Raw genomic sequence first — 20,716 nt, forward strand, 5'->3', positions numbered from 1 at the left:
CATTGCGACAAAGGCGGGGCGCTGTCGGGGAAGCGACACGCGGTGCCTGGGGCGCGCGGCCACGCCGCCGGCCGTGGAAGGCGCAGGGGTCAGGCCAGCTCGCCGCGGAAGGCGACGACATGGTCCTGGCGCGCGTCGAGCGCCTCGGCGCCGAAGCCGATCAGGCCGTGACCGACCAGCCTGGTCGAATCGCGGCGCAGCACCAGCGGTGGCGAGCCGCCGCTGCGGATGAAGGTGCCGTTGCTCGAATGGTCGGTCAGCAGGAAGCTTTCGCGGCTGAAGTCGATCACCGCGTGCTGGCGCGACGCCTGGCGCGAGGCGATGCGCAGACCGCTGCCCGCCTCGCGGCCGATGGCGACGCGGGGCAGCGTCGGGCTCATCAGGATGATTTGGCCGTGGTAGGACAAATGCAGCGTCGGCATGGCGGTGCCGGGAACCATGGAAAAGCCCAGCGTCGTGTTGTCCGGCGCCTCCTCCGGTTCCCCGGCGGGGCGGATGCGGTGGACGCGGACCGGCGCCGCCTTGCCCTTGATCGCGACGTTGCCGAGAAGCCGGGTTCGCGCCAGCAGGGCGGGGGAGAGCAGGGCGGCCAGCGCTTCGGTCGCCAGGATCTCGCCGGGGCGGGCGATCTGCTGGACCCGCGCGGCGACGTTGCAGGCGTCGCCGTAGAGGTCGCCGGTCCCCGCGATCACCGGGCCGAAATGCAGGCCGGCGCGCAGCCGCAGCCCATATTCATCCTGGACCGCCATCATCGCCAGCGCGGCCCGCACGCCGTCATCCGCCGCCGGAAAGGCGCCGAGCAGCCCGTCGCCGGAACTCTTGATCACGCCGCCGCCGTTGCCGTCGACCAGCCGGCGCAGACGGGCCAGGATCCTCTGGGTCAGGCTGGCGGCGGTGGCGTCGCCGACCCGCTCGTACAGCATCACGCTGTCGACGATGTCGACGAAGAGCAGGGCGAGGGGCTTTTCCAGGGTGGACAAGGCCGGATCCGTTCAGGCGGGCGGGGCGGCGGTCGCCGACCCCTATAGCACAAACCCCGCCAGACGCGCGCCTTCCCCGGCCTGTCCCCGCGCCGTCAGAACTTCTTGATCTCGATGTTGTACTTGCGCAGGGCGTAGCTCACCTGCCGGGTGGTCATGCCGAGCAGGCGGGCGGCCTTGGCCTGGACCCAGCCGGTGCGTTCCATCGCCCACAGCAGGCGGTCGCGCAGCGGACCCGATTCCGGCTCGTCGGCCGGCAGGTCGGGAACGGACGCGGCGGTGGGCTGGGGCGGCGGGACCGGACGGGCCATCGCAGGCGTGGCCGGTCCGCCCGCCGGTTCCGGCGCCGGCAGCGGCAGGATCGCGCTGGCGGGCATCGGCTTGGCGGGAACGCCGGCGGCGCAGACCGGCGCCGGGCCGGCCGAACAGCCGGTGGCGCAGGCCGGCCAGGAGGCGCCGTTGCCCGAAGCGTTGGTGCCGGCCGGTGCCGGAACCGCGCTGGGCATGCCGGCCGGCGGCTGCGGCAGGCGGGCGTTGGCGGGGCTGGTCGCCACGCTGCTGGTCGAAGGCGCCAGCCCGCCGACCGCCGCGCCCATCGTGCGGTACTGGAAGAGCACCGACGAGTTGCAGAGATTCATGCTGCAGGACAGGTCCGGCAGGCGGATGGTGCCGTTGCGGCACTGGGTGGCGGCGCGCTCGATGCAGTTTTCCAGCTCGCGCACGTTGCCGGGCCAGGTGCAGCGGTTCAGCACCTCCAGCGCCTCGCCGTCGATGTCGAGGTTCAGGCCGTTGTCCTTGCCGAACTTGGCGACGAAATGGCGGGCCAGCAGCGCGATGTCGCCGCGCCGCTCGCGCAGCGCCGGCAGATGGATGGTCACCACGTTGATGCGGAAATAGAGGTCGGCGCGGAACTTGCCGTGGCCGACCGCCTCCTCGAGGTTCAGGTTGGTGGCGCAGATCAGCCGCACGTCGGTCTTGATCGTCTTCGACCCGCCGACCCGCTCGAACTCCTGCTCCTGCAACACGCGCAGCAGCTTGGCCTGGAAGTTGGAGGAGATGTCGCCGATCTCGTCGAGGAACAGGGTGCCGCCGGACGCCATCTCGAAGCGGCCCTTGTGGTCCTTCTGGGCGCCGGTGAAGGAGCCCTTCTCGTGGCCGAACAGCTCCGATTCCAGCAGGGATTCCGGCAGCGCCGCGCAATTCACCCGGATGAAGGGCGCGTCCTTGCGCGGCGACATGTTGTGGATGGCCCGCGCGATCAGCTCCTTGCCGGTGCCGCTCTCGCCGCGGATCAGCACGGTCGACTTGAAGGGCGCCACCCGGTGCACCTGGGCCAGCACGTCGACCATGTTGGGGCTGGTGCAGACCACGTCGTTGACCGGCGCCACCACCGGCCGCAGCTCCTTCTGGACGCGGAAGGTCTCGCGCATCATGAAGCGGCGTTCCTCGGCGACGGTGCGGTGCAGCCGCACGGTCTGGCCGATCAGGTTGGCGACCATGGTCAGGAACCGCACATCGGCGCCGAAATGGCCGCCCGTCCCCTCGTCGGAGATGCGGTCGATGGTCAGCACGCCGACCACCGTTCCGGCCGCCTTGATCGGCACGCCGACCAGCGAGGCGACCTGCTCGTCGAGGTCGTCGCGCCCGCCGGAGCGGTTGAGGAACAGCGGCTCCTCGGCGAGATTGGGGATGACCACCGGCATGGCGGTCTTCAGGATGCGGCCGGTGACGCCCTCGCCGGCCTCGAAATCGATCTCCTGCGCCAGCGCCTCCTTCGAGAGGCCGTGCGCGGCGACCAGCCGCAGCCTGTTGTCCTCGCCCTGGAGATAGACGCGGCCGCGCTGCATCTGGAGCTGGTAGGACAGCGCCCGCAGCACCTCGCGCAGCGTCTGTTCGAGGTCGAGCGACGAGCCGAGGATCTTGCTGACCTCGTAGATCGTCAGCAGCTCCAGGCTGGAGGAGGACGCGGACTGGGATGAACGCGCGGCACTCGGCATGGGTCGATCCCCTCGCTTGGCTGAGGGCCTTGTCGGCGGGTGTCGGGTTGTGGACACCGCGTCACAGGCCCTGGCGACAGCGCCTTGAACCTTTCCTCCCGGCGGAGCGGCAACCGTTGATCCGGCTGCCCTTTTCCCGATTGGCCCGGCCGACCGCACAGCCTTGTGTGCGAACGGCCGGTGGAAAGTTTCTGTGAGTGCTCGCGGAAAGGCAAGCCTTTTCGCATAGGATCTGCTGCGCCGCACAATGACTTTCGTGGGCTTTCGCTCCTGGCCGCAAGGCCGATGACGGAATGTCGCGCCTTTGATCCCGACCCGCGCTGGCGCCGCCGCAAGGGGAACGGCCATCAGGAGATCGTCGCCGCCGCCATGGGCGTCCTCGCGGAGCGGAGCCTCGCCGTCGCCCGCCTGACCGTGACGGCGCCATTGATTGGGTGCGGTGTCGCGGAATGCCTCGGACGGCGCGGGCGGCGCGGTGCCGCTCGGCGCGCCGGCGCCGGTCGCCGTCCACCGGGACCATCGGCGCCGGATCCCGTGTCCGGATGGGAGCGGATCTTGAACGGATGGACCGCAAGCCCGAGCGGCGGAGGCGGGGGCGAATCCCCGAAGGGAGAGGGGCGGGCTGCGGGTGGAGCCGCCGCGGCCGGCTCCCGGAGATGGTCTTCATCCACCGTGTGCGCCACGGCACGGGCGCCGTTCCTCGAGGCGTCCCGGAAAAGCGGGGGGCGCCGGACCGCGGCGCCCCGCCGGCCTCACTCCTTCAGGGCGGAGGTGACGCCGGTGTTCTTGTTCCACTTCAGGGTCAGCTTGGAGATCTGGCAGAGGTCCAGGGCCTGCCACGTCGCGGTCTCGCCGTCGTCGTAGGCCACCTTCATGTCCCACTTGCAGGTCTTCTCGGCCTTGGCGAAGGAAACGTCGAAGGACTCGCCGTCTTCCAGAAGATCGCGGCCGAGGATGTCCTCGTCCCAGTTGTTGTTGTTCGATTCGGAGACGTAGATGTGCTTCAGGGCATAGCCCGTCTTGTTGACGATGGTGAAATCCTGCTGCCCGGCCAGAGCGGCGCCGTGCATCAGGAACAGAGCGGCGGCGAAAGCGGTGCTCTTGGCGACGAAAGCCTTCACGGTGTATCTCCGGTGATAAGGAAAACGGGGTACCTCAATTTTCTCATCAAGAAATCAGTTCGTGTCAATGAACAAAGAAGAAAAATTTAATAAGCGGAATGCGGATTTTTATTTCTTCACTTTCTCGGGGCGTTAACCATTGTTCATTTGGAGGCGCAAGCGGTGGGCTGCCCGGCGGCTTACGGCAAACATGGTTAGGAAATCCATCCGGATGAGCCCCGACCGATCTTCGCCCTGAAAGCGGTATCGCCGGACGCCCGGTTGAAGGGGCGGCGTGGCCTCCACCATTCCTTAACCGTCCGCCCGGTATAAACCACAGCCCGGTGCGCCAGGGGCCGGCTGCGGTTGGGGGAAACCATGAAGCGTTTGGCCGTTGGGGTGCTCGCGTGCGTCGTCGCGGTGGCGGCCCTGGCCGGCGGCGCCGACGCCAAGACCCGCAAGAAGCCGGTCCGCAAGGTCCCCGCCTACGCCACCAGCGTCGCCTGGGCGGCCGTCTCCAGCCCCTCGCTCGGCCTGCCGCAGTCCATCGGCGGCTACGCCGCCGGCTGCATCGCCGGGGCTCGGGCGCTGGCCGGGGAGGGCGCCGGCTATCAGGTGATCCGCCTGTCGCGCCAGCGCAACTACGGCCATCCGGTCCTGCTCGACACGCTGAGGGACATCGGCCGCAAGGTCGCCGCCGCCGGGCTCGGCACCGCGCTGATCGGCGACATGGGGCAGGCGCGCGGCGGGCCGATGCCGATGGGCCACGCCAGCCACCAGATCGGGCTCGACGCCGACATCTGGCTGCGGCTCGACCTGCCGCCGATGGGACGCGCGGCGCGCGAGCGGCTGGAGGAGATCAAGTATGTCGATTACGACCGCATGCGGGTGACGGCCGGCTGGTCGGACAAGCAGGCGCGGATGGTGCAGATCGCCGCCAGCGACCCGCGCGTCGCCCGCATCTTCGTCAACCCGGCGATCAAGCAGGCCATGTGCGAGCGCTCCTGGCCCGATCGCGGCTTTCTGAACAAGCTGCGCCCCTGGCACGGTCATGACGGCCACATGCACGTTCGCCTGAGCTGCCCGCCCGGCAGCCCGCGCTGCGAGGAACAGGCGGTCCAGCCCGAGGGCGACGGCTGCGGCGAGGAGCTGGCCTCCTGGCTCGACCGCGCGTCGCCGGCCATCGAGCGGCCGCCGGGAGTCCGCCCGCCCCCGCGCACCGCCAACGTGCCGGCGGCCTGCGAGCCGGTGCTGCGCGCCGCCGGCACGCGCGTGGCCTCGCTGCCCGCCAGCCCGTTCCCGTCCAGCCCGCGGGGCGACACGGTGACGCCGGTGCCGCGGTGACTTTCCGCTTGCGCGGCAATAACACCCAGTTAACCTGTTGATGCAAAACTTTCTTGCGGCTGGTGTGTCCGAACGGGACGGATCAACCACGATGGGGGAGCGCCGCCCACGGCCGGGCGGCGTGTGATCGGCCGGCGGGGCGGCTGGCGGAGCGGGGCCGGCGGGGAGGCCAACGGGGCGGGCGGTGGCGATGACGGACAAGAACGGGACTTCCTCCGGCCAGGGGCCGACCCTCAAGACACGGCTGCACGCCTGGTGGGAGGGGTACGACCTTCCCGGCCGCAAGGGCGGCAAGGCGGAGGCGCCCCCGCCTCCGCCTCCGGACGCTCCCACGGGGCACGGGCCGGGCATCAACCGCTGGGGCAAGCCCCTGTGGACGGCGACCCGCATCGAGGTGGCGGAGAAGCTGTGGGGCGAGGGCTTCAACACGCCGGGCGGGGCGGAGCACATCCCCTATCTGGTGAAGCCGCTCGGCCTGAACCCGGCGATGAGCGTGCTCGATCTGGCGGCCGGGCTGGGCGGCACCAGCCGCACCATGGCCGGCAAGTTCGGCTGCTGGGTCACCGGGCTGGAGGCGTCGGAGCTGCTGGCCAAGGAGGGCATGGTCCGCTCCTTCAAGGCGGGGCTGGAGAAGAAGGCGCCGATCGAGACCTTCAATCCCGAGCATTTCGGCTATCCCAAGCGGGTCGACGCCATCGTCTACAAGGAGGGCCTGTTCGCCGTCCGCGACAAGGAGCAGATGTTCGACGGGATCGAGGTCGTGCTCAAGCCGCGCGGCCATATCCTGATGACCGACTACATCGCCGAGCCCGACAAGATCGGCGCCAAGGCGATCCAGCTCTGGTGCGACAAGGAGCCGATGCAGCCGCACCTGTGGGACAAGGACCGGATGGCCAACGCCTTCGCCCAGCGGAACCTCGACCTGCGCATCGCCGAGGATATCTCCGACACCCACCGCAACCTCATCCTGGTCGCCATCCAGGGGCTCGTCGAGCATCTGGAGAAGCATCACATGGACGTCGCCACCAAGCTGGCGGTGATGGAGGAGGTCGAGATGTGGGTGCGCCGCGTCGCCGCCATCGAGGCCGGGATGCGCGTCTTCCGCTTCTACGCGATCAAGCCGGCGGAGTGACTTTTTCCACCGTCCGGGGCCGCCTCCGCCCCCTTCGGGAAAAATCTTTCGGGGGATGCGTTTTTCCCTTGTGCCCGGCGTCTCCGCTGGGTACATAGAGCGCCCCGCGTGACCCCAAGTAACGCGGGACGCGCTTGTGGCGGAACTGGTAGACGCGCTAGGTTCAGGTCCTAGTGGCTGAAAGGCCGTGGGGGTTCGACTCCCTCCAAGCGCACCAAAAGGGGCCGTAGCTCAGCTGGGAGAGCGTCGCAATGGCATTGCGAAGGTCAGGAGTTCGATCCTCCTCGGCTCCACCATTTCTTCCCGCTTGGCGGGTTGAGGTGGTGTTTGGTTAGGGAAGTGTTTGCTTTTGCTTCTGCGCGGCTTTGCCGTGTCAGGGTGTTGATACCGAAGCGTTACCCCCAGGTAACGCGGATGCGCTTGTGGCGGAACTGGTAGACGCGCTAGGTTCAGGTCCTAGTGGCTGAAAGGCCGTGGGGGTTCGACTCCCTCCAAGCGCACCAAATTGGGGCCGTAGCTCAGCTGGGAGAGCGTCGCAATGGCATTGCGAAGGTCAGGGGTTCGATCCCCCTCGGCTCCACCATTTCTTCCCGCCGACCAGGGCGGGACTTCCCCAAAGTGAAAAGATTACTTCCTGGGGCCATTCTGTGGCATTGCGGCATCAGGTGGCGGCGCCCAAGGTGTTACCCCCTTGGCAACCATGGCCGGAAGAGGGGCGCGCACGGATAATCGGGGCGCAACTTCACCCCCTGTATTTTCCGGAGCCGCGCCCATGTCCACACGGATGGAGGCCGGGTTGAGGACGCTTGTTCTCGCCCTTTATGACGAAGCCGCCCTGACGGCGACGAGCAAGGGGCTGACCGGCGCCCTGGGCCAGATGGCCGCCCTGCGCGAAACCGCCAGCCTCGCCTCCGGCCCCGCCCACCGCACGGTGTCGGAGGAGGAGGTGATGCGCCTCCTGCTGTCGGCCCGCCGCACCCGCCGCTCCATCCTGCTGCCGCCCGACGCGCTGTCCTCCGATCCGGTTCTGCCGGAGGTTCCCGCTTCCCCGCTGCGGCTGAGGCGCGGGCGCTTGGCGGCGCGGGCCATGCGGTCGCTGGCCCGTTACGGAACGGCCGCCCTGGTCTGAACCGGGTGTGGACCGGGTGTGGGCGGGGCGTGATCCGGACGTCGGCGCCGGGCGGGCCGGATCCGTGGCGCTATTGCGGATGCGGTATGGCGCGGGGGGCGCGCGCAGGGTACATACGGGCATGACGATGCGCCCGCGACCGGCGAGCGAAGCCGGAGCGTTGCGCGACCGGGCCCCCGCCCGGGTGCCGAAGCCGTTCGGAGAGGACCGTTGACCAGCCCGCAGCCCGTCGCCTTCCCGCCGCTGTCTCCAGCCTTTGGAGCGGCCCTTGGAGCGGCCTTCCGTCCCGCCTCCGTCCGAACCGCTGGCGCCCTGGCGCCGTCGCCGCTTTCCCGCTGATACGGACGGGCCGGGCCTTCCATGCGCAGAACGACGATGAAGCCGCGGGCCGACTGGCGCCCGGGGCTCCGCAAATACCCCTATGGCGTCCGCGCGATGTCGGCCGGCGCCGGCTGGCGCGAGGATGTCTGCTACGAGTTCACCGCCTCGCAGATCGACCTGATCGAGAGCGTCGCCGACGAACTCCACACCATGATCGGCGGCGCCGTCCGCCATGTCGTCGACAACAAGCTGTTCGGGGCGCTCGGCATCCGTGGCGAGGCCGTGCGGATGCTGGAGGCGTCCTGGTCCGACTATTGGTCGGCGGGCCGGCGCAACGAGCGGGCCGGCGGGCTGGCCGGACGGCTGACCCTGTCCTACGACGGGCGCGACACGGTCAAGCTGCTGGGCTGCAACTACGACACGACGGAGGGGCTGTTCGCCGCCTCGCTGATCCAGCGCAACTGGCGCGAGGCGATGGCCGCCGACGCCAACCAGTTCAACGGTCTGCACGAGGCCCTGGTCGAGCGCTGGGAGGAACTGGCGGCCGGCCAGCCGGGCCGGGGGCATGTCCACCTGACCTGCGCCACCCCCGACCCGGTGCGCGAGGGCGAACTGGTCTATCTGGCCGCGACGGCGGCCGAGGCGGGGATCGGAACGCGGCTGCTGCCCTTGCAGACGGTCGGCTGGGACGGGCGCCGCTTCCTCGACGACGAGGGGCAGGCGATCTCCTGGCTCGCCAAGCTCTATCCGTGGGACGGGCTGAGCGAGGACGTCTTCCTCCAGCGGCTGCGCAGCGGCGGCATGAGCGTGCTGTCGCCGCTCTGGTGCTGGCTGTGGTCGAACCATGGGCTGCTGGCGGTGCTGTCGCACCTTTACCCGCGCCACCCCAACCTGTGCCGCGCGGCGTTGGACGGGGCGGCGCTCGGGCCGTGCGACGCGGTGACCGCGCGCTCGCTGTTCGGGCTGGACGCCGCCCCCCAGCGGATCGTCGAGCAGGGCGTGATGGTCGCCGACGACGGCGAGGGCGTGACGTCGCACGGGACGGTGTGGCTGGAGACTCCGCACGGCTTCCGCGAGGACGACACCCGCGCGGTGCTCCACGCCTGGGTCGTCGGCGACAAGTGCCTGGGCATGGCGGTGCGGGAGGCGGCGGCCCCGTGGGTCGGGCCGGAGTCGGCAATGGTGCCGCACCTGTTCCGGGGGTGAGGGGCGCGGCCCTTTCCCGCGAAGGAAGGGGCCGCCGGGGGCCGCCTTACGGGGCGAAGGGATTGCGCAGGCTGGGGCCGAAGGTGGCCTTGCGGGCGGCGCGCCAGACATGCTCGTTGGCGATGTCGTTGCCCTGGTCGGCGATGGCCATGCCGGTCACGCCCGGCTGCTGCTCCAGCCAGTTGCGCAGGCTGTCCTCGAAGCGGGTGACGCTGTGCGGGTCGTCGGAATTCAGGGTGATGGAGACGGTCAGTTCGGCGCTCATGGTCGGTTCCTCCTTGTGCCGGCGGCTGTGCCGGTCTGTCGAACCGACAACAGCGCGTGGAAGAAAACGCTGCCCCTCACCCGCGTGACGGTGCGCCGATGCCTCCGCCGGCGCAACAAAAAAGGCGGGGTATGCCCCCGCCTTCCGGCCCGCGCCCGTCCCCGATGTCCGCTCACTTCGGGTCGGATTTCCCCGGTTGGGCGATGCTGGCGATCTGCTTCTGCAAGGCGTCGATCTGTTTCTGCAATTCGTCGAGGCCGCCGGCGGCCGGCGCCGGGGCGGGGCGGGGCGGGGTGCCGGGGGCGGCCGGAGGTTCCTCCGACCCGGCGACGCCGAAGGGCGTGAACATGCGCATGGCCCGCTCGAACATCGCCATGTTCTGCTTGTTCACCTCGTCCAGCCGGCCGAAGGGGAACATGCCGCCCAGCGTGTTCTGGAAATAATCGCGCATCTGCTCCTGGTTGCGCGAAAAGGCCTGCATCGAATATTCCAGGTAGCGCGGCACCACCGACTGCATGTTGTCGCCGTAGAATCCGATCAACTGGCGCAGGAAGCTGATCGGCAGCAGGTTCTGGCCCTTGCTCTCTTCCTCGACGATGATCTGGGTGAGCACCGAGCGGGTGATGTCCTCGCCCGTCTTGGCGTCATAGACCACGAAATCCAGCCCGTCCTTCACCATCTGGCAGAGATGGTCGAGCGTCACGTAGCTGCTGGTCGCCGTGTTGTAAAGCCGCCGGTTGGCGTACTTCTTGATCGTGATCGGAGCGGACTTCTGGTCTTCCTTGTCGGCCATCGCGGAATCTTTCAAGAAGGGACGTTCGGCGGAAATCGTTCCGTGCTTAGGACTACTCGAAGGCGTAGCAATTTGTCCAGTGCCGCGCCGCCGCATGGCGGCCGCCACGGACCCGGATCCAGGACCGGTCCGGGAGTCGGTCGGCCCTTTCGTATGACGATTGCGTGGCGGCCCGATGCGGCGCTGGTCAAGCGGATGCCCCATTGCCTATACTGATGGTCATGGCCGACCCGCTCGACTCCGACCCTCCGTCCCTGGACACGCTGGCGCGCCGCTATCTCGACCTCTGGCAGGATCAATGGTCGGCGACCGTCGCCGATCCCGAGACGGCGGACATGATGGCGCGGCTGTTCCAGATGATGGGGCAGGGGGCGGCGGCGCTGGCGCCTTTCGCCTTCGGGCCGGCGGGTTTCACCGCGTCCGGGATGCCCGGAACCGGTTGGGATCCGAATCCGCCCGTCAACCCAGCGCCGTACCACGCATGGCCGCAGACCGCCTCCCGCCCCGCCCCGTCGGGCCAGACCGCTCCCGAGGGAACCGCCTCCTCCAGGGAACCCGCCGATGACGGCGCTCCGGGGGGACGGGACACCGCCGCGGCGCGGCCCGCGGCCGCTCGGGCTGCACCTGAACCTGGTGATGGCGACGCTGCTCAGCTCCTCCGCCGGATTGCCGCTCTTGAGGAGCGGCTTGCTGCCATGGAAGCCGCCGCTGGGCCCGCGGGCGGAGGATCTGCGCCGGCAGATCGCCCTGGCCGAGCGCCGGGCCGACGGCGCACCCAACAGCGCTGAGGGGCTGCGGCGGGCGGTCGACCGCGAGACGCGGCGGCGGATCGACGCCTTCCTGACCGGTGTCGAGCGCTACCGCCACCATCCCTACCGCCGCGACCTCGCCGACCCGCCGGTCCTGTGGACGGAGGGCGCCACGCGGCTGCTCGACTACGGCCACGGGGCCGGGCGTCCGGTGCTGTTCGTGCCCTCGCTGGTCAACCGCCACTACATCCTCGACCTGTCGCCGGGCAAGAGCCTGATGCGCTGGATAGCCGGGCAGGGCTTCCGGCCGCTGCTGGTCGATTGGGGAACGCCGGGGCCGCTGGAGCGCCGCTACAGCCTGACCGACTACATCGCCGGGCGGCTGGAGCGCGCGCTCGACGCCGTGGTCGAGGAGAGCGGGCGGGCGGTCCCCGTCGTCGGCTACTGCATGGGCGGGCTGCTGACCACCGCGCTGGCCCTGCGCCGGCCGAAATCGGTCGCCGGGCTGGTGCTGCTCGCCACCCCCTGGGACTTCCACGCCGAGGACGCCGCGACCGCGCGCCGCGCCGCCGCCTTCTTCCAGCCCTACGGCCCGCTGCTGGAGCGCTGGGGGGAACTGCCGACCGACGCGCTCCAGGCGCTGTTCGCCCAGCTCGACCCGCTGCTGGCCCTGAAGAAGTTCACCCAGTTCGCCCGCATGGCCCCGGACAGCCGCGCCGCCGAGGCCTTCGTCGCGCTGGAGGACTGGCTGAACGACGGCGTGCCGCTGGTCGCCGCCGTGGCGCGCGACGCGCTGGCCGGCTGGTACGGGCGCAACGACACCGCGGCGGGCAACTGGCTGGTCGGCGGGCTGCCGGTCGACCCGGCCCGCATCCGGGTGCCGACCCTGGCGCTGATTCCGGAGAAGGACCGCATCGTGCCGCCGGCGTCGGCGATGGCTCTGCCAAAAGTCATACCCAACGCGCAAATGATTGTTCCGCCCCTCGGACATATCGGCATGGTGGTCAGCGCCGGAGCGCAGACGGGAGTATGGAAACCGCTGGCCGAATGGCTCGCTGCGACAGGATAGCCGCTCTCCTTCGGGCGCCTTGCATTGGACGGGTTGTACGTCCTAAGCTGTCTTCACTCCAAGCGTCCCTCCAACGCCATAATAAAACCGTCTCATATCGAGGAGCGTTATCATGACCGAGGTTGTCATTGCCGGTGCCGCGCGCACGCCCATCGGCAGCTTCAACGGCGCGCTGAGCGCCGTTCCCGCCCATGTCCTGGGCGAGGTCGCCATCCGTGAGGCGCTCGCCCGCGCCAAGACCGACGCGGCGGAGGTGGATGAGGTCATCCTGGGTCAGATCCTGACGGCCGGCCAAGGCCAGAACCCGGCCCGCCAGGCCGCCGTCAACGCCGGCATCCCGGTGGAGGCGACCGCCTTCGGCATCAACCAGCTCTGCGGCTCCGGCCTGCGCGCCGTGGCGCTCGGCTACCAAGCGATCAAGAACGGCGACGCCGAGGTCATGGTCGTCGGCGGCCAGGAGAGCATGAGCCAGGCCCCGCACGTCATGCACCTGCGCAACGGCACCAAGATGGGCCCGGCGGAGATGCTGGACAGCATGCTGAAGGACGGTCTGACCGACGCCTTCAAGGGCTACCACATGGGCACCACGGCCGAGAACATCGCCCAGAAGTGGCAGCTGACCCGCGAGGAGCAGGACGCCTTCGCCGCGTCGTCGCAGCAGAAGGCCGAGGCCGCCCAGAAGTCCGGCCGCTTCAAGGACGAGATCGTTCCGGTCACCATCAAGGGCCGCAAGGGCGACGTCGTCGTCGCTGACGACGAGTATCCGAAGCACGGCACGACGGCGGAATCGCTGGGCAAGCTGCGCCCGGCCTTCTCGAAGGAGGGCACCGTCACCGCCGGCAACGCCTCGGGCATCAACGACGGCGCCGCCGCCCTGGTGCTGATGAGCGCCGAGAACGCCGCCAAGCGCGGCGTCAAGCCGCTCGCCCGCATCGTCTCCTGGGCGACCGCCGGCGTCGATCCGTCGATCATGGGCACCGGCCCGATCCCGGCCTCGCGCAAGGCGCTGGAGAAGGCCGGCTGGACCGTCGCCGACCTCGACCTGATCGAGGCGAACGAGGCCTTCGCCGCGCAGGCCCTGTCGGTCAACAAGGACCTCGGCTGGGACGTCAGCAAGGTGAACGTCAACGGCGGCGCCATCGCCCTCGGCCACCCGGTCGGCGCCTCGGGCGCCCGCGTGCTGACCACCCTGCTCTATGAGATGGAGAAGCGCGACGCCAAGAAGGGCCTCGCCACGCTGTGCATCGGCGGCGGCATGGGCGTCGCCCTCTGCGTCCAGCGCGACTGAGGACGAGCACGGACCGCCGCCCCGCCGGGTTCTCCGGAGCCTTCGGGGCGGCGGTCCACCCCGCGCCGGCTTTGGGGCGTGATGGATCGCCTGCCATGGACCGTCCGTGACGGCCCACCGGCGCGGACAGGACCAAGAACAAAAAAGACAACCAACCAAAGCACAATTTCAACTGGGGAGAACAACAATGGCTCGTGTTGCAGTCGTCACGGGTGGCACCCGCGGCATCGGTGAAGCCGTCGCCGTCGCTCTGAAGAACGCCGGTTACTCGGTGGCCGCCAATTACGCCGGCAACGATGACGCGGCGAAGGAATTCACCGCGCGCACCGGCATTCCGGCCTACAAGTTCGACGTTTCGAACTTCGACGCCTGCAAGGAGGGCATCGCCAGGATCTCGGCCGACCTCGGTCCGGTCGACGTGCTGATCAACAACGCCGGCATCACCCGCGACGGCGTGATGCACCGCATGACCTACGAGCAGTGGGAGGCGGTGATCCACACCAACCTGTCCTCCTGCTTCAACATGTGCCGCAACGTCATCGACGGGATGCGCGAGCGCGGCTTCGGCCGCATCGTCAACATCGGTTCGGTCAACGGGCAGGCCGGCCAGTACGGTCAGGTCAACTACGCCGCCGCCAAGTCGGGCATCCACGGCTTCACCAAGGCCCTGGCGCAGGAAAGCGCCGCCAAGGGCATCACGGTGAACGCCATCGCTCCCGGCTACATCGACACCGACATGGTGCGGGCGGTTCCGGCCAACGTGCTGGAGAAGATCGTCGCCCGCATCCCGGTCGGCCGCCTCGGCCGCGCCTCGGAGATCGCCAAGGCGGTGTTGTATCTGGTCGACGACGACAATGGCTTCATGACCGGCTCGACCCTGTCGGTCAACGGCGGCCAGCACATGTACTGATCCCGTCCGGCGGTTCCGCAAGGACCGCTGCGGCACGCGATCTGGCGGCCCCTCTCCCGCGTCGGCGGGGGAGGGGCTTTTTCTTTGCGTCGGCGGGGGAGGCGCGTGCGGAGCGACGGGGGGTATCCTTATTTTTCGTAAGGACTATATTGCGAATAACTCTTATTTTCAGTATGGTCTTTGTGCTGGCGCCGCTCCGAAGCCCGGCCGTCCCGCCGGTGCGGCGCATCCGCCGACAACCCCTGTCCATCGAGAGCAAGGCATGAGCATCACCGTCATCTACGGATCCGATTCCGGCGCCACCAAGCAGGTCGCCTCCCGCATCGCCAAGAAGATCCAGGGCAAGGCGCTGGACATCAAGGAGGCGACGACCGCCGATTTCGAAGGCTGCGACCTGCTGATCCTCGGCGCCCCGACCTACGGCAACGGCGACCTGCAATCCGACTGGGAGGCGAACCTCGACACGCTGAAGTCGGCCGACCTGACCAACAGGAAGGTCGCGCTGTTCGGCACCGGCGACCAGGTGAACTATCCGGAGTCCTTCGTCGACGCCATGGGCATCCTTTACGACCACGTCGTCGCGCAGGGCGCCGTCGTCGTCGGCTTCACCGACACGGACGGCTATGACTATTCGGCCTCGGCGGCGGAACGCGACGGGCGTTTCGTCGGCCTCGCCCTCGACCAGGACAGCCAATCCTCCAAATCCGACAAGCGGATCACGGCATGGATTGGCGGTCTGACCTAAACCCGGCGACGATGCGGTTCTTCGCGCGCCACCTCTGCGAATGCAAGAGGGAGAGGGGTGCCTGCTCATCCGCGTCCTCGCCATGGCGACGGGCGGGCGCTGCGCCGGCTGTGGCGGTGTTTCGTAAGGGGTGATTCCCAGCCAACCACGTCATGCCCGTGCTTGGCACGGGCATCCACGGGCAAGTCTCAGATTTCCACGTGGATGACCGGGACAAGCACGGTCAGGACGTATCGGGAAATGTGCCGGGTCGGCCGAGTGGCCGCTATTGCAGCTTCGTCGCGGCGATCTTCGCCACGTCCACCGGCATCGCCACGCAGCCGCCCAGCGTCGGGCCGACCGGCAGTTCCCCGAAGGCGGCCAACGCGCCCTCGGCCTTCAGCCGGCCGACATAACCCGGTTCCAGCCCGCGCGCCACATAGGCGAAGCCGAGCCATGTGGTGCGCACCGGCTGTCCGCCCGCGCGCACCATGGCGGAAAAAGCGTCCGCCTCGCTGGTGCCGGGATGGAAGACCGCCAGCATCAGCCCGTCGGTCTCCTCCGGCAGCGCCGCCTGTCGCAGCGACAGCCCCATCGCCGCCGCCCACACCGCCAGCACCACCGCGAAGAAGGCGGCGGCCAGCCCGTGGCCGAAGCCCGGGGGGCCGAAGCCGGGCGGGGAAGGGGGGGGAGGGGTGCCGGTCATGGAAGGAAGCTTACGCCTTCGCCTCGCTGGCCGCCAGCGACGGGGCGGGCTTTTCCGTGATCGGCCAATGGACGATGGTGGCGAACATCGCCAGCGCCACGCCCAGCCACCAGACCACGTCGTAGGAGCCGGTCCGCTCGTACAGCACGCCGCCCAGCCAGACGCCGAGGAAGCCGCCGACCTGATGGCTGAAGAAGGCGAAGCCGTACAGCGTGCCCATGTAGCGGGTGCCGAACATCAGCGCGACCAGCCCGGAGGTCGGCGGCACGGTGGACAGCCACAGCAGCCCCATCACGGCGGAGTAGGCGACGACCGTCACCGGGGTGACCGGCAGCAGCACGAAGACCGCCGTGGCGATGCCGCGCGAGAAGTAGTTCGCGCACAGCAGATAGCGCTTGCTGACCTTGCCGGCGAGCACGCCGGAGCTGTAGGAGCCGATGACGTTGAACAGGCCGATCAGCGCCAGCGCCCAGGCGGCCAGCGTCGGACTGATGCCGGCGGCGGTCAGGTAGGGCGGCAGGTGGGTGGTGATGAAGGCGAGCTGGAAGCCGCAGACGAAGAAGCCGGAGACCAGCAGCACGTAGCTGCGGTGCTGGAACGCCTGCCGCACCGCCGCGACGAAGCCGATGTCGGCCCCGGTCACCGCGGGCGCGCTGGCGGTGGAGGCGCGCGGTCCGGGGAAGACGCTGGCCAGCCCGACCGCCAGCAGCATCGAGGCGGCGAGCAGCAGCAGCGCGGTCTGCCAGCCGAATCCGGCGATGAAGGCCTGGCTCAGCGGCGCGAACAGGAACTGCCCGAGCGATCCGGCGGCGGTGGCGAGGCCGACCGACCAGCTCCGCTTCTCGGGCGGCAGCAGCCGGGTGAAGCCGGCGATGATGATGCCGAAGGACGCTCCCGACAGCCCGAGCCCGATCAGCACGCCGGCCGTCAGGTAAAGCTCGATGTGTGTGGTGGCGTAGGGCATCAGCGCCAGCCCGGCGGCGTAGAGCACCGCGCCGCTGGCCAGCACCGGGGCGGGGCCGTAGCGGTCGGTCAGCGCCCCGGCGAAGGGCCCGCCGGCCCCCCACAGGAGATTTTGGATGGCGATCGCCAGGGCGAAGACATCGCGGCCCCAGCCGCGCGTCTCCGACAGCGGACCGATGAACAGGCCGACGCTCGACCGCGGACCGAAGGCCAGCATCGAGATCAGGCAGCCGCAGACGACGATGAGGGCCGGCGTGCGCCAGGATGGCGCCGGCTGCGTCGGGGTGGTGGTGGTCAAGGGTCCCTCCTTGGGGAGCGGCGGGATGGGGCCGCCCCGCTGGTCAGGGATGGACGATAGGTGAGTGGCAACAATCCGACAAATTCATAATCGGCAAGCGGGTCATTCCGCGGCGGAATGCACCCCGGCCGGCGATGCCGTGAGCTGCCGCGTCAGGCTGTCCTCCAGCCGGTCGAACACCGGGCCGATGCGGCCGGTGACGCGCGCCCGAACCAGCCACACCGCGACGCCGAAGCGGAAGTCGGGCACCGTGACCGGCCGGATCCGCAGCGCGGCGGCGGCGTCGACCGGAGCGATCAGCCGCAGCGGCGCCAACCCGAAGCCGACCCCGCGCGCCACCAGCGACACCAGCAGCGTCTGGTCGAAGGCCTCGACCATCACGTTCGGCCGGGCGCCCAGCGGCGCCAGCGCCAGCCCCAGGGCGTTGCGGTACTTGCAGCCGTCCGGTTGCAGCACCCAGCCGGCGGCGTTCATGTCCGACAGGCTCCAGGGGCCGGCGGCGGCCTGCTCGGCGGAGGCGATGACGCTGACCTCCTCGCGGCTCAGGCGGCGGGCCGGCAGATCCTCGGGCGGCGCCTGCCCGTCGCCCAGCAGCATCACCGCGCCGTCCAGAACGCCGGTCCGCACCTGCTCGGTCAGCGGGGCGCTCCAGTCGGAATGGATGCGCACGGTCAGGCCGGGAAAGGCGGCGCGCAGCTCGTCGAGCGGCCGTCCGGCGGCCAGCGGCACCAGCACATGCGACACGCCGAGCCGCAGCAGCCCGCGCGGCTCGACCGAGCCGGCGAAGGCGTCGGAGAAGTCGGTGGCGGCTCCCAGGATGCGCCGGGCGTGGGCCAACGCCACCTCGCCGTCGCGGGTCAGGGCCAGCGGCTTGGTCTGCCGGTCGAACAGGGTGACGCCCAGCTCGGCCTCCAGCCGCTGGATCAGCCGCGACACCGCCGACTGGGTGAGGCCGAGCCGGTTGCCGGCCTCCTGCACCGACTGGGCCTCGGCCACCGTGACGAAGGTGCGGATCTCGTTGAGCTTCATGGCGGGCGATCGGACCGGGGTTGGCGGCTGGTGTCCAAGTGTCGGACTGCGGTAGCCTGCCGGTCAAGCAACACGAAGGAGTCGCAGCATGACCAATTCCCCCGCCGAGCGCTCCAGCCGCGAGTACCCCGACCGTCCGTGGGTGGGGGTGGGGGTCGTGGTGTGGCGGGGCGACCGGGTGCTGCTGATCCGGCGCGGCAGGGCGCCCCGGCTCGGCCAGTGGGCTTTGCCGGGCGGCGCCCAGTCGCTCGGCGAGACCGTGTTCGAGACCGCCGCCCGCGAGGTGCTGGAGGAAACCGGGCTGGTGGTCATTCCGACGGAAGTCATCACCGTGGTGGACGCCATCACCCCCGACGCCGAGGGCCGGGTCCACTACCACTACACCCTGGTCGAAGTGTCGGCGGAAAGCGCCGAGGGCGAGCCGGTCTGCGCCGACGACGCGCTGGAGGCCCGCTGGGCGACCCCCGACGAGGCCGGGGCGCTGACCGAGTGGGACGAGACCCGCCGGGTCATCCTGCTGGCGGCGGCCCGGCGTTCCGCCGGATGAAGTCCGGCACGTCGTCCACCGCCAGCGGGCGCGACAGCCAGTAGCCCTGCATGCGGTCGCAGCGGTAGGCCTGGAGGAACAGCCGCTGCTCGGGCGTCTCGACCCCCTCGGCGACGACGGTCATCCCCAGGGCGTGGGCCATGGCGATCACCGCCTGGACGATGGCGGCGGCGTCGCGGTCCTCGACCATCGGCTGGATGAACTGCTTGTCGATCTTCAACGTCTCCACCGGCACCCGGCGCAGCAACGCCAGCGAGGAATAGCCGGTCCCGAAATCGTCGAGCACCAGCCGGATGCCGGCGCCGCGCACCTGCATCAGCGTCTCGCGCGCCTGGACGCTCTGGTCGAACAGGGCGGTCTCGGTCAGCTCCAGCTTCAGGTTGGCGGCGGGCAATCCGGTCTCGGCCAGGACGCGCAGCGCGTGGCGGGCGAAGGAGGGGTCGTCGAGCTGGCGGGCCGACAGGTTCACCGCCACCGGCACGTCGGCGAGGCCGGCGTCCATCCAGCCGGCCGCCGTTTCGCAGGCGCTGCGCAACGCCCATTCGCCCAGCACATGGATGGCGTCGCCCGCCTCGGCCATCGGAACGAAGACGTCGGGCGGGATCATCGTGCCGTCGGCCAGACGCCAGCGCGCCAGCGCTTCGAAGCCGGTCAGCCGCCCGGTCTCGACGTCGGCCTGCGGCTGATAGGCCAGCGACAGCTCGCCATGGGCGATGGCGTCGCGGATGCGGTCGGCGAAGCCGTCGTCGGGGAGGGCCGCCGTTCCGCCTTGTTGCTCGCCGCCTTGGGCCGCCTTGTTGCTTGCCGCCATGTGCCCCTCTTGAACAGGCCGGCGAACGTTGCCGGTCTCCGCCATAACACCAGAAAAGCGGGATCGTTAACCATGTCGCGAAAGAGCTTGGCGGATTTGATTTAGTTGCGAAAGGATTAACGATGCCGAAGACGGTGACAAGAAAAAGGCCGACGCCCCCTCTGGAGGCGCCGGCCTTTTGCCGATCATTACCCGTTCGATCGGGTCAGACGTTGAAGCGGAAGTGGAAGATGTCGCCGTCCTGCACGACGTACTCCTTGCCTTCCTGGCGCATCTTGCCGGCGTCCTTGGCGCCCTGCTCGCCGCCCAGCGTGACGTAGCTGTCGTAGTCGATGGTCTCGGCGCGGATGAAGCCGCGCTCGAAGTCGGTGTGGATGACGCCGGCGGCCTCGGGGGCCTTGGCGTGGCGGCGCACGGTCCAGGCGCGCGCCTCCTTCGGGCCGACGGTGAAGAAGGTGATGAGGTCGAGCAGCTTGAAGCCGGCGCGGATCAGCCGGTTCAGGCCGGTTTCCTCCAGCCCCATCGATTCCAGGAACTCGGCCTTCTCGGCCGGGTCGGAAAGCTGGGCGACCTCGGACTCGATGGCGGCGGAGATGACGACGAACTCGGCGTTCTCGGCCTTGGCCTTCTCGGCGACCTTGGCGGTGAAGGCGTTGCCGGTGGCGGCCGACGCCTCCTCGACGTTGCAGACGTAGAGCACCGGCTTGTCGGTCAGCAGCATGAACTGCTTGAAGACGAACTTCTCGTCCTCGGCCAGCTCGACCACGCGGGCCGGCTTGCCGTCCTGGAGGACCTTCAGCGCGCGCTCCATCAGGTCGGCCTTGACCTTGCTGTCCTTGTCGCCGCCCTTGGCCTTCTTCTGGAGGCTGTTGAGCTGGCGCTCCAGGCTTTCCATGTCGGCGAGCATCAGCTCGGTCTCGACCACCTCGGCGTCGCGCAGCGGGTTGACGTCGCCCTCGACGTGGGTGATGTCGTCGTCCTCGAAGCAGCGCAGCACATGGATGATGGCGTCGACCTCGCGGATGTTGGCGAGGAACTGGTTGCCCAGCCCCTCACCCTTCGAGGCGCCGCGGATCAGGCCGGCGATGTCGACGAACTCCAACTGGGTCGGCACGGTCTTCTGCGACTTGGCGATGACGGCCAGCCTGTCGAGCCGCGGGTCGGGCACGCCGACGCGGCCGACGTTCGGCTCCTTGGTGCAGAAGGGAAAATTCGCCGCCTCGGCCGCCTGGGTGGCGGTCAGCGCGTTGAACAGGGTCGACTTGCCGACGTTCGGCAGGCCGACGATGCCGCAATTGAAGCCCATGGGTTGGGTGCTCGCCGTCGGAAAATTCTGGAATCGAGCCGCTTTATCC

19 protein-coding genes and 4 tRNA genes are annotated in these 20,716 nt (G+C 69.5%); 13 read left to right on the forward strand and 10 right to left on the reverse strand.

Annotated elements, in window-relative coordinates; genetic code table 11:
• Window positions 1–89: 89 nt before the first annotated feature.
• The 3 genes from J2847_RS00315 to J2847_RS00325 all read right to left on the reverse strand — a co-directional run bounded on the left by J2847_RS00315 (window position 90) and on the right by J2847_RS00325 (window position 4,098).
• Entirely contained in the window at window positions 90–980 is an 891-nt protein-coding gene (locus J2847_RS00315; RefSeq protein ID WP_233474201.1) for an adenylate/guanylate cyclase domain-containing protein, read from the reverse strand.
• A 95-nt stretch (window positions 981–1,075) separates the two neighbouring features.
• Window positions 1,076–2,977 (reverse strand): nif-specific transcriptional activator NifA, encoded by a 1,902-nt coding sequence (nifA, locus tag J2847_RS00320; RefSeq protein WP_209776185.1) that lies wholly within the window; start codon window positions 2,975–2,977, stop codon window positions 1,076–1,078.
• Between the two features lie 752 nt (window positions 2,978–3,729).
• Window positions 3,730–4,098 (reverse strand): hypothetical protein, encoded by a 369-nt coding sequence (locus tag J2847_RS00325; RefSeq protein WP_085556125.1) that lies wholly within the window; start codon window positions 4,096–4,098, stop codon window positions 3,730–3,732.
• Window positions 4,099–4,455: 357 nt separating this feature from the next.
• Here J2847_RS00325 and mepA point away from each other — a divergent pair, with 357 nt between their 5' ends.
• From mepA to J2847_RS00365, 8 genes are all read left to right on the forward strand, one after another.
• Window positions 4,456–5,421: a penicillin-insensitive murein endopeptidase gene (mepA, locus tag J2847_RS00330; protein ID WP_209776187.1), complete on the forward strand. Its 966-nt coding sequence runs from the start codon at window positions 4,456–4,458 to the stop codon at window positions 5,419–5,421.
• A 190-nt stretch (window positions 5,422–5,611) separates the two neighbouring features.
• On the forward strand, window positions 5,612–6,553 hold the full coding sequence (locus J2847_RS00335; RefSeq protein WP_209776189.1) for an SAM-dependent methyltransferase: 942 nt from the start codon (window positions 5,612–5,614) through the stop codon (window positions 6,551–6,553).
• A gap of 130 nt (window positions 6,554–6,683) precedes the next feature.
• A tRNA-Leu gene (locus tag J2847_RS00340) sits at window positions 6,684–6,770 on the forward strand.
• Between the two features lie 3 nt (window positions 6,771–6,773).
• Window positions 6,774–6,849: transfer RNA gene (locus J2847_RS00345), tRNA-Ala, on the forward strand.
• A 120-nt stretch (window positions 6,850–6,969) separates the two neighbouring features.
• A tRNA-Leu gene (locus J2847_RS00350) sits at window positions 6,970–7,056 on the forward strand.
• Between the two features lie 4 nt (window positions 7,057–7,060).
• Window positions 7,061–7,136: transfer RNA gene (locus tag J2847_RS00355), tRNA-Ala, on the forward strand.
• Between the two features lie 189 nt (window positions 7,137–7,325).
• Window positions 7,326–7,682 (forward strand): hypothetical protein, encoded by a 357-nt coding sequence (locus J2847_RS00360; RefSeq protein ID WP_209776191.1) that lies wholly within the window; start codon window positions 7,326–7,328, stop codon window positions 7,680–7,682.
• A gap of 360 nt (window positions 7,683–8,042) precedes the next feature.
• Window positions 8,043–9,209: a glutathionylspermidine synthase family protein gene (locus J2847_RS00365; protein ID WP_209776194.1), complete on the forward strand. Its 1,167-nt coding sequence runs from the start codon at window positions 8,043–8,045 to the stop codon at window positions 9,207–9,209.
• Window positions 9,210–9,255: 46 nt separating this feature from the next.
• On the opposite strand, the gene J2847_RS00370 is transcribed toward J2847_RS00365, so the two are convergent.
• Both J2847_RS00370 and phaR read right to left on the reverse strand, forming a co-directional pair.
• Window positions 9,256–9,474, reverse strand: coding sequence for a hypothetical protein (locus J2847_RS00370; protein WP_209776197.1), 219 nt, complete (start codon window positions 9,472–9,474; stop codon window positions 9,256–9,258).
• A gap of 172 nt (window positions 9,475–9,646) precedes the next feature.
• A complete protein-coding gene (phaR, locus tag J2847_RS00375; RefSeq protein ID WP_085556131.1) occupies window positions 9,647–10,267 on the reverse strand; it encodes a polyhydroxyalkanoate synthesis repressor PhaR in 621 nt (206 codons plus the stop codon).
• Between the two features lie 561 nt (window positions 10,268–10,828).
• Between phaR and J2847_RS00380 the strand changes: the two genes are divergently transcribed.
• From J2847_RS00380 to fldA, 4 genes are all read left to right on the forward strand, one after another.
• Window positions 10,829–12,085 carry an alpha/beta fold hydrolase gene (locus tag J2847_RS00380; RefSeq protein WP_209776199.1) on the forward strand — a complete coding sequence of 419 codons (1,257 nt, stop codon included), beginning with the start codon at window positions 10,829–10,831 and terminating at the stop codon, window positions 12,083–12,085.
• 112 nt (window positions 12,086–12,197) lie between these two features.
• Entirely contained in the window at window positions 12,198–13,373 is a 1,176-nt protein-coding gene (locus J2847_RS00385) for an acetyl-CoA C-acetyltransferase (protein WP_209776202.1), read from the forward strand.
• Window positions 13,374–13,560: 187 nt separating this feature from the next.
• Window positions 13,561–14,283: an acetoacetyl-CoA reductase gene (phbB, locus tag J2847_RS00390; RefSeq protein ID WP_209776204.1), complete on the forward strand. Its 723-nt coding sequence runs from the start codon at window positions 13,561–13,563 to the stop codon at window positions 14,281–14,283.
• Window positions 14,284–14,545: 262 nt separating this feature from the next.
• Window positions 14,546–15,028 carry a flavodoxin FldA gene (fldA, locus tag J2847_RS00395; RefSeq protein ID WP_209776207.1) on the forward strand — a complete coding sequence of 161 codons (483 nt, stop codon included), beginning with the start codon at window positions 14,546–14,548 and terminating at the stop codon, window positions 15,026–15,028.
• Window positions 15,029–15,293: 265 nt separating this feature from the next.
• Here the strand turns inward: fldA and J2847_RS00400 are convergent, their stop codons facing one another.
• The 3 genes from J2847_RS00400 to J2847_RS00410 form a co-directional block, all read right to left on the reverse strand.
• Complete coding sequence (locus J2847_RS00400; RefSeq protein ID WP_209776208.1) at window positions 15,294–15,713, reverse strand: hypothetical protein; 420 nt, start codon at window positions 15,711–15,713, stop codon at window positions 15,294–15,296.
• 10 nt (window positions 15,714–15,723) lie between these two features.
• Entirely contained in the window at window positions 15,724–16,974 is a 1,251-nt protein-coding gene (locus J2847_RS00405) for an MFS transporter (protein WP_209776210.1), read from the reverse strand.
• A gap of 102 nt (window positions 16,975–17,076) precedes the next feature.
• On the reverse strand, window positions 17,077–18,003 hold the full coding sequence (locus tag J2847_RS00410) for a LysR family transcriptional regulator (RefSeq protein ID WP_209776212.1): 927 nt from the start codon (window positions 18,001–18,003) through the stop codon (window positions 17,077–17,079).
• An 88-nt stretch (window positions 18,004–18,091) separates the two neighbouring features.
• Here J2847_RS00410 and J2847_RS00415 point away from each other — a divergent pair, with 88 nt between their 5' ends.
• Entirely contained in the window at window positions 18,092–18,550 is a 459-nt protein-coding gene (locus J2847_RS00415; RefSeq protein ID WP_209776213.1) for an NUDIX hydrolase, read from the forward strand.
• Here J2847_RS00415 and J2847_RS00420 read toward each other — a convergent pair.
• Both J2847_RS00420 and ychF read right to left on the reverse strand, forming a co-directional pair.
• Window positions 18,513–19,361 (reverse strand): putative bifunctional diguanylate cyclase/phosphodiesterase, encoded by an 849-nt coding sequence (locus tag J2847_RS00420; RefSeq protein WP_209776215.1) that lies wholly within the window; start codon window positions 19,359–19,361, stop codon window positions 18,513–18,515. The genes J2847_RS00415 and J2847_RS00420 overlap by 38 nt on opposite strands.
• Window positions 19,362–19,566: 205 nt before the next feature.
• Window positions 19,567–20,667 (reverse strand): redox-regulated ATPase YchF, encoded by a 1,101-nt coding sequence (gene ychF / locus J2847_RS00425; RefSeq protein ID WP_209776216.1) that lies wholly within the window; start codon window positions 20,665–20,667, stop codon window positions 19,567–19,569.
• Window positions 20,668–20,716: the final 49 nt, after the last annotated feature.

It is taken from the genome of Azospirillum agricola, assembly GCF_017876095.1.
Taxonomy (GTDB): Bacteria; Pseudomonadota; Alphaproteobacteria; order Azospirillales; family Azospirillaceae; genus Azospirillum; species Azospirillum agricola.

What these genes read in the sequence shown, in the direction of transcription:
- nifA (WP_209776185.1), bottom strand. Translation starts at nt 2,977, where the DNA reads ATGCCGAGTGCCGCGCGTTCATCCCAGTCCGCGTCCTCCTCCAGCCTG.
- mepA (WP_209776187.1), top strand. Translation starts at nt 4,456, where the DNA reads ATGAAGCGTTTGGCCGTTGGGGTGCTCGCGTGCGTCGTCGCGGTGGCG.
- J2847_RS00335 (WP_209776189.1), top strand. Translation starts at nt 5,612, where the DNA reads ATGACGGACAAGAACGGGACTTCCTCCGGCCAGGGGCCGACCCTCAAG.
- J2847_RS00360 (WP_209776191.1), top strand. Translation starts at nt 7,326, where the DNA reads ATGTCCACACGGATGGAGGCCGGGTTGAGGACGCTTGTTCTCGCCCTT.
- J2847_RS00365 (WP_209776194.1), top strand. Translation starts at nt 8,043, where the DNA reads ATGCGCAGAACGACGATGAAGCCGCGGGCCGACTGGCGCCCGGGGCTC.
- J2847_RS00370 (WP_209776197.1), bottom strand. Translation starts at nt 9,474, where the DNA reads ATGAGCGCCGAACTGACCGTCTCCATCACCCTGAATTCCGACGACCCG.
- phaR (WP_085556131.1), bottom strand. Translation starts at nt 10,267, where the DNA reads ATGGCCGACAAGGAAGACCAGAAGTCCGCTCCGATCACGATCAAGAAG.
- J2847_RS00380 (WP_209776199.1), top strand. Translation starts at nt 10,829, where the DNA reads ATGACGGCGCTCCGGGGGGACGGGACACCGCCGCGGCGCGGCCCGCGG.
- J2847_RS00385 (WP_209776202.1), top strand. Translation starts at nt 12,198, where the DNA reads ATGACCGAGGTTGTCATTGCCGGTGCCGCGCGCACGCCCATCGGCAGC.
- phbB (WP_209776204.1), top strand. Translation starts at nt 13,561, where the DNA reads ATGGCTCGTGTTGCAGTCGTCACGGGTGGCACCCGCGGCATCGGTGAA.
- fldA (WP_209776207.1), top strand. Translation starts at nt 14,546, where the DNA reads ATGAGCATCACCGTCATCTACGGATCCGATTCCGGCGCCACCAAGCAG.
- J2847_RS00400 (WP_209776208.1), bottom strand. Translation starts at nt 15,713, where the DNA reads ATGACCGGCACCCCTCCCCCCCCTTCCCCGCCCGGCTTCGGCCCCCCG.
- J2847_RS00410 (WP_209776212.1), bottom strand. Translation starts at nt 18,003, where the DNA reads ATGAAGCTCAACGAGATCCGCACCTTCGTCACGGTGGCCGAGGCCCAG.
- J2847_RS00415 (WP_209776213.1), top strand. Translation starts at nt 18,092, where the DNA reads ATGACCAATTCCCCCGCCGAGCGCTCCAGCCGCGAGTACCCCGACCGT.
- J2847_RS00420 (WP_209776215.1), bottom strand. Translation starts at nt 19,361, where the DNA reads ATGGCGGCAAGCAACAAGGCGGCCCAAGGCGGCGAGCAACAAGGCGGA.
- ychF (WP_209776216.1), bottom strand. Translation starts at nt 20,667, where the DNA reads ATGGGCTTCAATTGCGGCATCGTCGGCCTGCCGAACGTCGGCAAGTCG.